The organism is Mycobacterium sp. IS-1590 (assembly GCF_001500025.1).
Lineage (GTDB): Bacteria > Actinomycetota > Actinomycetes > Mycobacteriales > Mycobacteriaceae > Mycobacterium.
The window spans coordinates 113,242-126,294 of the sequence record NZ_LQIW01000002.1; the positions used below are offsets into that span (position 1 = coordinate 113,242).

At 67.4% G+C, this 13,053-nt stretch carries 13 protein-coding genes; 10 read left to right on the plus strand and 3 right to left on the minus strand.

Annotated elements, in window-relative coordinates; translation table 11 throughout:
• Nucleotides 1-3 precede the first annotated feature (3 nt).
• Complete coding sequence (locus AU197_RS03290; protein ID WP_064401091.1) at nt 4-1,110, minus strand: alcohol dehydrogenase catalytic domain-containing protein; 1,107 nt, start codon at nt 1,108-1,110, stop codon at nt 4-6.
• Nucleotides 1,111-1,203: 93 nt separating this feature from the next.
• Here AU197_RS03290 and AU197_RS03295 point away from each other — a divergent pair, with 93 nt between their 5' ends.
• From AU197_RS03295 to AU197_RS03310, 4 genes are all read left to right on the plus strand, one after another.
• Nucleotides 1,204-2,247: an alpha/beta fold hydrolase gene (locus AU197_RS03295; protein ID WP_064401187.1), complete on the plus strand. Its 1,044-nt coding sequence runs from the start codon at nt 1,204-1,206 to the stop codon at nt 2,245-2,247.
• Between the two features lie 93 nt (nt 2,248-2,340).
• Entirely contained in the window at nt 2,341-3,060 is a 720-nt protein-coding gene (locus AU197_RS03300) for a class I SAM-dependent methyltransferase (protein WP_082696482.1), read from the plus strand.
• A gap of 133 nt (nt 3,061-3,193) precedes the next feature.
• Nucleotides 3,194-3,628, plus strand: a complete 435-nt coding sequence (locus tag AU197_RS03305; protein ID WP_064401093.1) for an acyl-CoA thioesterase — start codon at nt 3,194-3,196, stop codon at nt 3,626-3,628.
• 19 nt (nt 3,629-3,647) lie between these two features.
• Nucleotides 3,648-4,088, plus strand: coding sequence for an SRPBCC family protein (locus AU197_RS03310; protein ID WP_064401094.1), 441 nt, complete (start codon nt 3,648-3,650; stop codon nt 4,086-4,088).
• Between the two features lie 10 nt (nt 4,089-4,098).
• Here the strand turns inward: AU197_RS03310 and AU197_RS03315 are convergent, their stop codons facing one another.
• Nucleotides 4,099-4,437, minus strand: a complete 339-nt coding sequence (locus AU197_RS03315) for a hypothetical protein (RefSeq protein WP_064401095.1) — start codon at nt 4,435-4,437, stop codon at nt 4,099-4,101.
• A gap of 433 nt (nt 4,438-4,870) precedes the next feature.
• A complete protein-coding gene (locus AU197_RS03320) occupies nt 4,871-5,563 on the minus strand; it encodes a GntR family transcriptional regulator (protein ID WP_231744806.1) in 693 nt (230 codons plus the stop codon).
• Between the two features lie 124 nt (nt 5,564-5,687).
• Here AU197_RS03320 and fadD5 point away from each other — a divergent pair, with 124 nt between their 5' ends.
• The 6 genes from fadD5 (at nt 5,688) to AU197_RS03350 (ending at nt 13,048) form a co-directional block, all read left to right on the plus strand.
• A complete protein-coding gene (gene fadD5 / locus AU197_RS03325; protein WP_064401097.1) occupies nt 5,688-7,358 on the plus strand; it encodes a fatty-acid--CoA ligase FadD5 in 1,671 nt (556 codons plus the stop codon).
• A 212-nt stretch (nt 7,359-7,570) separates the two neighbouring features.
• Nucleotides 7,571-8,368, plus strand: a complete 798-nt coding sequence (locus AU197_RS03330; RefSeq protein WP_064401098.1) for an MlaE family ABC transporter permease — start codon at nt 7,571-7,573, stop codon at nt 8,366-8,368.
• A gap of 1 nt (nt 8,369) precedes the next feature.
• On the plus strand, nt 8,370-9,239 hold the full coding sequence (locus AU197_RS03335; protein ID WP_064401099.1) for an MlaE family ABC transporter permease: 870 nt from the start codon (nt 8,370-8,372) through the stop codon (nt 9,237-9,239).
• 4 nt (nt 9,240-9,243) lie between these two features.
• Nucleotides 9,244-10,455 carry an MCE family protein gene (locus AU197_RS03340; protein ID WP_064401100.1) on the plus strand — a complete coding sequence of 404 codons (1,212 nt, stop codon included), beginning with the start codon at nt 9,244-9,246 and terminating at the stop codon, nt 10,453-10,455.
• Nucleotides 10,452-11,483: a virulence factor Mce family protein gene (locus AU197_RS03345; RefSeq protein WP_064401101.1), complete on the plus strand. Its 1,032-nt coding sequence runs from the start codon at nt 10,452-10,454 to the stop codon at nt 11,481-11,483. Before AU197_RS03340 ends, AU197_RS03345 begins: the two co-directional genes overlap by 4 nt.
• Nucleotides 11,480-13,048 (plus strand): virulence factor Mce family protein, encoded by a 1,569-nt coding sequence (locus tag AU197_RS03350; protein WP_064401102.1) that lies wholly within the window; start codon nt 11,480-11,482, stop codon nt 13,046-13,048. The genes AU197_RS03345 and AU197_RS03350 overlap by 4 nt, the downstream gene beginning before the upstream one ends.
• Nucleotides 13,049-13,053 lie beyond the last annotated feature (5 nt).

The window sequence follows — 13,053 nt, forward strand, 5'->3', positions numbered from 1 at the left end:
CGCCTAGTCGAAGCGGATGATCTGACGCACGGCCCGGCCGTCGGCCAGTTCGTCCATGCCGGAGTTGATCTCGTCGAGCGTGATCGTCGACGACACCAGCGACTCGACCGGCAACCGTCCCGCCCGCCACAGCCCCACGAAGTGCGGAATTTCGCGGGCGGGCACCGCAGACCCGAGGTAGCTACCGATCAGCGAGCGTCCTTCGGCGACGAAACCCAACGGAGACAACGACACCCGCGCATCCGGCCGAGGCAGCCCGACCGTCACCGTGCGCCCGCCCGGCGCGGTGAGTTCCACCGCGGTCTCCAGGGCGCTCGGATGACCGACGGCCTCGATGACGACGGCGGCTTTGAACCCGCTGTCCCGAGCCTCTTCCGGCGTGTAGGCGTCGTGCACCCCGAGGTCGCGCGCCCGCTCGAGTTTGTCGGGCAGCTGGTCGATGCAAACCACCCGGACGTCGTCGGCAGCCAGTGCGGTCAGCGCCGCGGCCATCCCGACACCGCCGAGGCCGACGATGGCCACGGTCTCGCCCGATCGCGGCCGGCCGGCGTTGATGACCGCACCGCCACCGGTCAGCACCGCGCAGCCCAGTAGAGACGTCACCACCGCGGGAACGTCGTCGGGCACAGGCACGACCGAGCGACGGTCGACGACCGCGTGGGTCGCGAAACCCGAGACACCGAGGTGGTGGTGGACCGGTGCACCGTCCCGCGACAACCGGCGTTCGCCGGTCATCAGCGTGCCCGCCCCGTTGGCCGCCGAGCCCGGCTCGCAGGGGGTCAGGCCGTCCGTCGCGCAGGCTCGACATTCACCACACCGAGGCAGAAATGTCATCACCACGCGGGTCCCGACCTCGACGTCGGAACCGCCGGGGCCGATCGCCTCGACCACCCCGGCGGCCTCATGGCCGAGGAGCATGGGCACGGGCCGCACCCGGTTGCCGTCGACCACCGACAGGTCGGAGTGGCAGAGCCCGGCGGCCTGTACCCGAACCAGCAGTTCGCCCGGACCGGGCGCGGCGAGGTCGAGTTCGTCGACTGTCAGGGGTTTGGACTCGGCGTACGGCCGGGGGCGGCCGATCTCCTCCAGCACGGCACCGCGGATCCTCATCACTACAGCTTGCCGTCCCGTCGTCCGGGCCGACAATCCACTGGCGTGGTCAAGCCGACGATCCGACGGGCGGGTTCGCATTACGCTGCTGGCGTGCCGGAAAGGTCCGAGATTCGGTTTCTGCCCGTCGGCGGGCGCCGCATCGCGTACGAAGTTCGGGGCAGCGGCCCGCCGCTGATCGCTCCGACGTGGTGGGTCAGCCACCTCGAACTGGACTGGCAGAACGCCGACTTTCGTCGGTTCTGGGAGGGAATCGCCGACGGGTACACGTTGATCCGCTACGACCGGCTCGGAGTCGGCATGTCCGACCGCACGCTGTGCGACTCCGATCTCAGTCTCGACAACGAGGTCGCAACGCTGCGTTCACTTGTCGACGAGCTCGGGTTCGAACGCGTTTCGCTCATCGGTGGCTCATCGGGGAGCTGCACGGCAGTGGCATTCGCCGCGGCCTTCCCCGAGCGTGTCGAGCGGTTGGTGTTGTACGGGTCCTATCCGGACGGAACGCAACTCACGGCGCCCGGTGTCGGGGACGCGATATTGGCTGCGATACAAGCACATTGGGGACTGGGATCCCGTCTTCTCGGCGACATCTTCCTCGGCAGGGCCGGCGCTGACGAGCACGAGCGTTTCGGCCGGCTACAGCGTGAGGCGGCCACGGCCGAGACCGCCGCCGCCGTCTTGGCTCTCGTCTACCGCCTCGATGTGCGTGACGTTCTCGCGCGCGTCCGCGCGCCAACGCTGGTGGTGCATCGCCGAGACGACCGGGCCGTGCCGTACCGGCTCGGGCGCGAGGTCGCGGCCGCGATTCCGGGTGCCACCTTCGTTCCGCTGAAAGGTGACGCGCACTTCCCGTGGCACGGTGACGCCGACTCCGTCGTCCGCGCATGCCGTCAAGCGTTGGCGACGACGCCGCAACCGTCATCGCGGCACGCGGCCGGCCAGGAGCAGGTGCTGTCCTCTCGGGAGCGTGAAATTCTGGCGTGCATCGCGCGTGGTCTCAGCGACCGCGAAATCGCCGAAGACCTGGTCCTGAGCCCGCACACCGTGCACCGACACGTCGCGAACATCCGCCGCAAGCTCGGCCGCACCTCACGCACTGCCGCCGTCGCGGAAGCCGCGCGACTCGGACTCCTGTGAGGTAGCCGAAAGAGGTAGCCGAAAAGGGCCATCCGCCAAAGATGGCCGCATCGGGCGATGTGTGCCTGGAGTGCCCGCTCCTACGTTTGCGATATGACCGAGATCGCCGATATCAAGTCGAGCCGCGAATCGGGCGCAAAGCCGCAATCGGCTGCGTGGCTGCGGATCTTCGCTCTGGCGTACGACCCCTTGCTGTGGCTGGGTGAGACCGCAGGCATGCGTCGCAGGCGCGCTGCGCTGCTGGCCGATGCCTACGGCCGCGTCGTCGAGATCGGCGCCGGGACTGGACTGAACGTGGCGCACTATCCGGCGGCTGTCACGGAGCTGGTGCTCACCGAACCCGAGCCGGGAATGCGTAGGAAGCTCTCGCGTCGTGTACGCCGGCACGGTTGTGCCACACGGATTGTCGACGCTAAAGCAGAGCACCTGCCATTCGTCGACGCGTCGGTGGACACCGTCGTCTCCACGCTCGCCCTGTGCACGGTCGACGAGCCTGAGCGTGTGTTGCGCGAGATTGCACGGGTGCTCCGGCCCGACGGGCAGCTGCTGTTCATCGAGCACGTGCGCGCAAGCTCGCGATTGCTGGCCGCGTGCCAGGACAGACTCGCCGAACCGTGGCGCCACTTCGCAGGTGGCTGCCGTTGCAACCGCGACACCGTCGGGCACCTGCGCGCCTGCGGCTTCACGGTCTCGGCCCAACACAGCGTCTGGCGCGCCATGCCGGCGATCGTCCACCCCCTCGTCATGGGACGTGCGACCCGCACCGTCACACCATCTGGCGAGCCTCGACGAATCTCGACGGAAACCACATGAGAGCTCGTGCATTTGGACTGCTTCACGATCCAGGCCTCCAGTAACTACTCCCGCGCGGCCGAGGCTTGCGCAAGCTCACCCTGCTAGGGAGCGGCGGCAGGCTCGAACCCTGCCGGGCTGCAAGACTGCTGTCATGCCCGAACCTACGGAGGTGCCGACCCCAACGCAGTTTCCGGTGCACTGGCCGGTGACCACCAGGTGGGCCGACAACGACATGTTCGGGCATCTCAACAACGCGGTGTACTACGCGTTGTTCGACTCGGCGATCAACGGCTGGATCAACACCAGCCTCGGGATCGACCCGCTGACCGTGCCGTGGTTGGGTGTGGTCGCCGAATCGGGGTGCCGATATTTGGCGGAGCTGCGGTTCCCCGAACCGCTCACGGTCGGCCTTGCGGTCAGCCGTCTGGGCACCAGCAGCGTCACCTACCGGTTGGGGCTCTGGCAGCACGACGGCCCGACCGCCGCGGTGGGCCACTGGGTACATGTCTATGTCGAGCGGGACAGTCGGCGTCCGGTACCGATCCCGGCCCCGATCCGCGAGCTGCTGGAGAAGGCGCGCGTTTAGTAGTCGATATGCTCGTCGGATGCCGCTCGTGAGCAAAACCGTCGAGGTGGCGGCCTCCGCCGACGCGATCATGGGGATCGTCGCCGACTTCGAGGCCTACCCCCAGTGGAACGAAGAGATCAAAGGGTGCTGGGTGCTGGCCCGGTACGACGACGGCCGGCCCAGCCAGTTGCGCCTCGACGTCGTGGTGCAGGGTCAGTCGGGCACCTTCATCACCGCGGTCTACTACCCGGGAGAAAACCAGATCTTCACCGTCCTGCAGCAGGGCGACCACTTCGAGAAGCAGGAGCAGAAGTTCTCCGTGGTCCCCCTCGGGGCGACGTCGCTGCTGACCGTCGACCTCGACGTCGAGACCAAGCTGCCCATTCCGAAGCCGATGGTGAAGAAGGCGATCGGGGACACGCTGGACTATCTGGCCGACAATCTCAAGGCCCGTGCCGAACAGTTGGCCTCCACGTAGGACCGGTTCGTCAATCGGGCAGCGCATCCAGCCACTTCTCGAAATCGCGGCCCGCGAGCATGTCGGCTTCTGCCCGCAGGTCCATCACGCGGTTTCGAATCCGATCCGCGGTCGAGCGCGGTGTGTGGCCCGGGCCGTAGAGGCCGCGTCGGAGCCGCCGCACCCGGCCGTGTGCGATCTCCCAGCGCAACGCATCGGAGACCCACTTGGGCGCCGGTCCGGGTAGGGCGAAGTTGTAGTAGTCGAGTGCGTCGATCAGGTCGGCGATGGTGGTGGGGCCGTTCTGGGACAGATAGAACGTCAGCACGTACCGCAGTTCGACGCCGTAGATGTGCCGCTTTCTGGTCATGTCACGAATGTGCCGCCAACCCCCGACAGTTCGCGCCCGCGCGCGTCACGTCATCCCCAGGTGGTCCCCGGGGCGGTCCCCTGGCGGTCTCCGGGCGGTCCCAGGCGTGCTGCCGCCGACCATTCATCCAAGTGCCCACCTTGCAGCGAAAAACTCGCTGGCAGCGAAAAATTCGCTGCTAGCCGGGCAATGATCGAAATGGTCCCCAGGCGACTCGTACCTGCGGCCGGACAATCTGCAGAAGGCCGGTCGTAAACAGCCGAGCTGCGACGGCGGGTCAGGTACAGCCGAGCTGCGACGGCGGGTCAGTAATAGCCGAGCTGCGACGGCGGGTCAGTAATAGCCGAGCTGCGACGGCGGGTCAGTAACAGCCGAGCTGCGACGGCCGGTCAGTAACAGGCGACCTGCGAGAGGCCTTACTTGTCCGGGAGCCTCAACTCCACAATCCCGTCTCGTCGAGCCGCGCGATCAGCCGCTGGGCGCCGTCGGTGAACTCGCCGGCGGTCAGGGCGACGACGGCGTCGACGTCGCGACAGCGCAGCGCCGCGGTGAGCTCGCGGTGGGTCGCCACCGCGGAAACCCCCCACTGTGGATCGCCCGCGTAGATCTGCCCCGGCAGATAGCGCGCGACGTGCAGAAGAAACCATGCCAACTTGATCCGGCCGGTCGCCCGGTTGAAGGCCCGGTGGAAGACGAACTCCGCGGCGGCTATCTCCTCGACATCATGACGCGAGACGGCCAGCTCCAACTCGTCGTTGAGCCGGTCCAACTCGTCTATCTCTTCGGTGGTGACGCGCTCGACGGCCGTGGCCGCCAGCTCCCGAGCGATCGTCGCCTGCAGCCAGAAGATGTCCTCGACGTCGGCCCGCGACAGCGGAACCACCACATGGCCACGGTGCGGTTCGAGCTGCACCATGCCTTCGCCGCGCAGGGTACGCAGCGCCTCGCGCACCGGGGTGATGCTCACCCCCAGGGCGGCGGCGGTCTCGTCGAGCCTGATGAAGGTGCCCGGCCGCAGCACGCCGGTCATGATGTCGGCGCGCAGACGCGCCGCGACCTCGTCGGACAGTTGCTCACGCCGCACTCCCCGCCGCGGCCGCGGGAGCCGTGCGGTCGGTGCGTTCACTGTGTTCTCCGGTGCGGTCTGGCCATCGTTGACGAGGGCTTGTACCCGAGCGGCCGAGGCCATAGTGTGACCGGGGCAACACCATGTTTGATCAAATGTCAAACGCGCGCAACCCCGAGATTCGATGGAGCAGCAGCAGGTGAGTTCCCTTCCACCGCCGGACCCCGACCCCACAACCCAGCCGTACCTCGCCCGCAGACAGAACTGGACCAACCAGCTGGCCCGTCATGCGCTGATGCAGCCGGACGCCACCGCGCTGCGCCACCTCGGCAAGACCACGACATGGCGTGAGCTCGACGCTCGGGTGAACGCACTGGCCGGCGCGTTGAGCCGCCGCGGGGTGAGCTTTGGCGACCGGGTGCTGATCCTGATGCTCAACCGCACCGAGTACGTGGAGGCGTTCCTCGCGGTCAACAAGCTCGGCGCGGTCGCGGTCCCGGTCAACTTCCGCATGACCCCGCCGGAGATCGCGTTCCTGGTGAGCGACTGTCAGGCCACGGTCGTCATCACCGAGGCGGTGCTGGCCAATGTCGCCACCGCGGTGCGAGACATCGACTCGACGTTGACCACGGTCATCGTGGCCGGTGGCGCCACCGAGGGCGACGTGATCGGCTACGACGAGCTCGTCGCGGAGGCCGGTGAGCCGGCGACGGTCGTCGACATCCCCAACGACTCCCCGGCGCTGATCATGTATACGTCCGGCACGACCGGCCGGCCCAAGGGCGCGGTGCTCACCCACACCAACATCGCCGGCCAGGCGCTGACGTTCCTGTTCACCAACGGCGCCGACATCAACAACGACGTCGGGTTCATCGGCGTGCCGATGTTCCACATCGCCGGCATCGGCAACATGATTCCTGGCCTGCTGTTGGGCCGGCCGACGGTCATCTATCCGCTGGGTGCGTTCAATCCGGACGAGTTGCTCGACGTACTCGAAGCCGAGCAGGTGACCGGCATCTTCCTGGTACCCGCACAGTGGCAGGCGGTGTGTGCCGCACAGCAGGCACGGCCCCGTCAGCTACGGCTGCGGGTGCTGTCCTGGGGCGCCGCGCCGGCCTCGGACACGCTGCTGCGCCAGATGTCCGAAACCTTCCCCGGCACCCAGATCCTGGCCGCGTTCGGCCAGACGGAGATGTCGCCGGTGACCTGCATGCTGTTGGGTGAGGACGCCATCCGCAAACTCGGATCGGTCGGCAAGGTCATCCCCACGGTGGCGGCGCGCGTCGTCGACGAGGACATGAACGACGTCCCGGTCGGTCAGGTCGGTGAGATCGTCTATCGCGCACCGACTCTCATGGCCGGCTACTGGAACAATCCCCAGGCCACCGCGGAAGCGTTTGCCGGCGGGTGGTTTCACTCCGGCGATCTCGTCCGCCAGGACGAGGAGGGCTATGTCTGGGTGGTCGACCGCAAGAAGGACATGATCATCTCCGGCGGAGAGAACATCTACTGCGCCGAGGTGGAGAACGCACTCGCCGCCCACCCGGCGATCGCGGAGGCCGCCGTCATCGGGCGTCCGGACGATAAATGGGGCGAGGTTCCCGTGGCGGTCGTTGCCCTCGGCGCGGCCGCGCAGACCGATCTGGACCTGCGCGAGCTCGACGCGTTCCTCGACGATCGGCTCGCCCGGTACAAGCACCCGAAGGCCGTCGAGGTCGTTGATGCGTTGCCGCGCAACCCCGCCGGCAAAGTCCTGAAAACCGAACTGCGCGCACGGTTTGGGGCCGCGAAGCCGGTCGACGCCGCCGAAAGTAGCTCCGGAGGAACGGTTTCTGCTGCGCCACAGCCGAATTAGAGAACGGAATCGGGTTTGCTAACGGTTACGGGCACAATCCGCCCGATGCCCTGCACGGCGGGAATCGCATCGGGTACATTCCTGTGGTCTGTCTTACTACCGACTGGTAGCGAGACGGGGATAACAACAATCAGGTCGGGGCAAGGAGGGGTCGTGCGACAGGGGCTGCCGGTGCACCGCGACAGTCGCCGTTGCGCCACGGGAGCACACTGGTGACGGCGTCGACCGGCGTTGTCGGTTACGTACGAGATCAGGTCAGACCCGGCCTGGAAGCGGTCGGCGGCTTCGTGCGCATGTGCGTTCTGGTCGGTAAGGCCCTGTTCAAGCCGCCGTTCCAGTGGCGCGAGTTCATTCTGCAGAGCTGGTTCCTGATGCGGGTGGCGTTCCTGCCCACACTGGCGGTCTCCATCCCGTTGACCGTGCTGCTGATCTTCACGCTCAACATCCTGCTGGCCGAATTCGGCGCCGCGGACGTCTCCGGTGCGGGGGCGGCGATCGGCGCCGTCACGCAGCTCGGGCCGCTGGTGACGGTGCTCGTGGTCGCCGGGGCGGGCTCGACCGCCATCTGCGCCGACCTCGGCGCACGCACCATCCGCGAGGAGATCGACGCGCTGGAGGTGCTCGGGATCGACCCGATCCACCGGCTGGTGGTGCCCCGCGTCGTCGCCTCCACCTTCGTCGCACTGCTGCTCAACGGCGCGGTGATCACGGTCGGCCTGGTCGGCGGCTTCATCTTCGGCGTCTACCTGCAGAACGTCTCGGCGGGCGCTTATGTCTCGACGCTGACCCTGATCACCGGGCTGCCCGAGGTCGTCATCTCGATCATCAAGGCCATGACGTTCGGCCTGATCGCCGGCCTGGTCGGCTGCTACCGCGGGCTGACCGTCGCCGGCGGCGCCAAGGGCGTCGGCACCGCGGTCAACGAGACCCTGGTGCTCTGCGTCATCGCGCTGTTCGCGGTCAACGTGGTGCTGACCACGATCGGTGTCCGGTTCGGAACAGGGAGCTGACGTGTCGACGACAACGGTCCTGCGATCTCGGTTTCCGCGGGCGTACGAGCGCACCAAGGATGTGGCCAGCGCACCGGCGCGGTTCCTCGACAGCGTCGGGCACGTCGCGTGGTTCGTCATCACCGCGGTCGGCTCGATCGGCCACGCGCTGCGCTACTACCGCAAGGAGACGCTGCGCCTGATCGCCGAGATCGGCATGGGCACGGGCGCGATGGCCGTGATCGGCGGAACGGTCGCGATCGTCGGTTTCGTGACGCTGTCCGGTTCGTCGTTGGTGGCGATCCAGGGCTTCGCCTCGCTCGGCAACATCGGCGTCGAAGCATTCACCGGGTTCTTCGCCGCGTTGATCAACGTCCGTATCGCGGCGCCGGTGGTCGCGGGCCAGGCGCTGGCCGCCACCGTCGGAGCGGGCGCGACCGCCGAGCTGGGCGCGATGCGCATCAGCGAGGAGATCGACGCGCTCGAGGTGATGGGCATCAAGTCGATCTCGTACCTGGTGTCGACCCGGATCATGGCGGGCTTCATCGTGATCATCCCGCTGTACGCGATGGCGATCATCATGAGCTTCCTGTCCGCTCAGGTGACCACCACGTTCTTCTACGGCCAGTCGATCGGCACCTACGAGCACTACTTCCGGACGTTCCTGCGTCCCGACGACGTCTTCTGGTCGTTCATCCAGGCGGTGATCATCTCGGTCATCGTGATGCTCAACCACTGCTACTACGGCTACTTCGCCAGCGGCGGCCCGGTCGGCGTCGGCGAGGCCGTCGGTCGCTCGATGCGCGCCTCGCTGGTGGCGATCGTCTGTGTGGTCCTGTTCGCCTCGTTGGCGCTCTACGGCGTCGACCCGAACTTCAACCTGACGGTGTAGCGCCATGACCGCCCCACTCAATAACCCCCGCACCCCGCCCTACAAGCTGGCCGGCCTGGTGCTGAGCCTGCTGGCAGTCGTCGGGCTGGTGCTGGTGTACATGCAGTTCCGCGGCGACTTCCTGCCGCGCGAACAGCTGACCCTCATCTCCGCGCGGTCGGGCCTGTCCATGGATCCCGGCGCCAAGGTCACCTACAACGGCGTCGAGATCGGCCGGGTGGCGAATGTGGAGGCAGTCGACGTCGGCGGTGAGCCGAGGGCCAAGATCCTGCTCGACGTCGACCCGAAGTACCTCGACCTGATCCCGAAGAACGTCGACGCCAGCATCGACGCGACCACCGTCTTCGGCAACAAGTACATCAACTTCTCGTCGCCGAAAAACCCGACACCGCAACGCATCACGTCGTCGGACGTGATCGACGTGACCACGGTGACGACGGAGTTCAACACCTTGTTCGAAACCGTCGTGTCGCTTTCCGAGCAGGTCGACCCGATCAAGCTGAACCAGACACTGAGCGCGACGGCCGAGGCGCTCGACGGGCTGGGCGATCGCTTCGGCCAGTCGATCATCAACGGCAACCAGATCCTCACCGACGTCAACGCCAGGATGCCCGAGCTCCGGCGGGACAACCGGCTGCTGGCCGATCTCGGCGAGGTGTACGCCAACGCGGCGCCCGACCTGTTCGACGGGTTGGAGAACGCGGTCACCACCGCCCGCACGCTCAACGAGCAGCAGGGCAACATCGACCAGGCGCTGATGGCGGCCGTCGGGTTCGGCAACACCGGCGGCGACGTCTTCGAGCGCGGCGGCCCGTACCTGTTGCGCGGCGCCGAGGATCTCGTGATCACCTCCGAGCTGCTCGACGAGTACAGCCCCGCGCTGTTCTGCATGATCCGCAACTACCACGACGCCGAGCCCAAGGTCGCGGCGTCGCTCGGCGGCAACGGTTATTCGCTGCGGACGCTGTCGGAGCTGATGGGCGCGGGCAACCCCTGGGTGTACCCGGACAACCTGCCCCGGGTGAACGCCAAGGGCGGCCCGGAAGGCCGCCCCGGCTGTTGGCAGCCGATCACCCGTGATCTGTGGCCGGCGCCGTACCTGGTCATGGACACCGGTGCGTCCATCGCGCCGTACAACCACTTCGAGTTGGGCCAACCGATCCTGATCGAGTACGTCTGGGGTCGCCAAATCGGGGAGAACACGATCAACCCATGAAAATCACCGGTACCGCCATCAAGCTCGGCGCCTTCTCACTGGTGCTGTTGCTGTTCACCGCGATCATCGTGGTGGTGTTCGGTCAGGTGCGATTCGACCGCACCACCGGCTACACCGCGATCTTCTCGAGCGCCAGCGGCCTTCGCTCCGGGCAGTTCGTCCGCGCTTCGGGTGTAGAGGTCGGCAAGGTGTCCAAGGTCGAACTGACCAACGGCGGTTCGCAGGCGAAGGTCGAGTTCAACGTCGACCGGTCGCTGCCGCTGTTCGAAGGCACCACCGCCTCGGTGCGCTATCTGAACCTGATCGGCGACCGGTACCTGGAACTCAAGCGGGGCGACAGCGACAAGCGGATGCCCGCCGGCGGCACGATCCCGATCGAGCGCACCCAGCCGGCCCTGGATCTCGATGCGCTGATCGGCGGATTCCGGCCGGTGTTCCGGGCGCTGGATCCCGACAAGGTCAACGAGATCGCCCAGTCGATCATCACCGTCTTCCAGGGGCAGGGCGGCACCATCAACGACATCCTCGACCAGACCGCCTCGCTGACGGCGGCGCTGGCCGACCGCGACCAGGCCATCGGCGAGGTCATCCGGAACCTCAACACCGTGCTGGACACCACGGTCAGGCACCAGGGCGAGTTCGACCAGACCGTGCAGGACTTCGAGAAGCTGATCACCGGCTTGAACAACCGCAGGGATCCTGTCGCCAGTTCAGTGGCCGACATCAGCGACGCGGCGGGCACCGTCGCCGATCTGCTCGCCGAAAACCGGCCGCTGCTGCAGAGCACCGTCGGGCACCTCGAGGCAGTGCAGCAACCGCTGGTGGACCAGAGGGAACAGTTGAACGACATCCTGGTCAGGCTGCCGACGGCGTTCAAGATCATCGGCCGGGCCGGCGGCATCTACGGCGACTTCTTCAACTTCTACGCCTGCGACATCTCGCTTCGCATCAACGGGCTCCAGCCGGGTGGTCCCGTCCGGACCGTCAAACTGTTCAGCCAGCCGTCGGGTAGGTGCACGCCGCAATGAGGACGCTCGAAGGGTCGAACAGGGTCCGAAACGGGTTGATGGGCATCGTCATCCTGATCGTGGTCATCGGCGTGGGCCAGAGCTTTGCCAGCGTGCCGATGCTGTTCGCGACACCTACTTATTACGCGCAGTTCTCCGACACCGGCGGCATCACCAAGGGCGACAAGGTGCGCATCGCGGGCGTCGACGTCGGCCTGGTGCGCGACATGGAGATCGAGGGCGACAGGGTCAGGATCGGCTTCTCGCTCGACGGCACCCAGATCGGCACGGCCAGCCGCGCCGCGATCCGCACCGACACCATCCTCGGGCGCCGCAACATCGAGATCGAGCCGCGCGGATCCGAGGCGCTGCGCGCCAACGGCGTGCTCCCGCTCGGCCAGACCACGACGCCGTACCAGATCTACGACGCCTTCTTCGACGTCACGAAGGCCGCCTCCGAATGGGACACCAAGACGGTGCGCGAATCGTTGAACGTGCTCTCGGAAACCATCGACCAGACCTACCCGCACCTGAGCGCCGCACTCGACGGGGTGGCCCGGTTCTCCGACACCATCGGCAAGCGCGACGAGGACATCAAGAAGCTGCTGGCCAACGCCAACGAGATCGCGGGCATCCTCGGTAGCCGCAGCGAACAGATCAACCGGCTGCTGGTCAACGCCCAGTCGCTGCTCGGCGCCATCAACGAGCGCCAGTACGCGGTCAGCATGCTGCTCGAGCGCGTCGGCGCGTTCTCCGAGCAGGTCAAGGGCTTCATCGACGACAACCCGAACCTCAACCGGGTGCTCGAACAGCTGCGCGTCGTCAGCGACGTCCTGCGTGAGCGGCGATTCGACCTGATGGACACGCTCGTCACCACCGCCAGCTTCGTGGCGTCGCTGGGCGAGGCGGTCGCTTCCGGTCCGTACTTCAAGGTGATGCTCGTCAACCTGCTGCCGGGCCAGATCCTGCAGCCGTTCGTGGACGCCGCCTTCAAGAAGCGCGGGATCGACCCGGAGAAATTCTGGCGCGACGCGGGCCTGCCCGCCTGGCGCTTCCCGGACCCGAACGCGCAGGGCTTCGACAACGGTGCCCCGCCGCCGGGGCCCGCCGTGCTCGAGGGCACCCCGGAGAACCCGGGACCCGGTGTGCTGAAGGGATCGCCGTGCTCGTACACGCCGCCCGCCGACGGACTTCCGCGGCCCGGCGACCCGCTGCCGTGTGCGGACCTGTCCGTGGGTCCGTTCGGCGGACCCGCCTACGGTCCGCCCAACGTGGCGACCTCGGATCCCAACGTGCACGGTCCGCAGCCGTCGCCGGGTGTGCCCGCCGCGGCCATCCCGGGTCAGATCCCGCCGAACGTGCCGGGTGCACACGGACAGCTTGCGCCCGCGCCGCCGGGAGCACGTACCGTGCCCGTCGGCCCGATGCCCCCGCAACCGCCGGACTTCACGCCCGGCATCGCCCCGCTGCCACCGGCGCTGCCCGCGCCCGCGGTGCCGGGACCCGGACAGCAGTTGGCGCCCGCGGGCCAGCCGCCACTTCCCGGGAATCCGCCGTTCCTTCCGCCGGGATCGCAGCAGGGTTAGGGGGT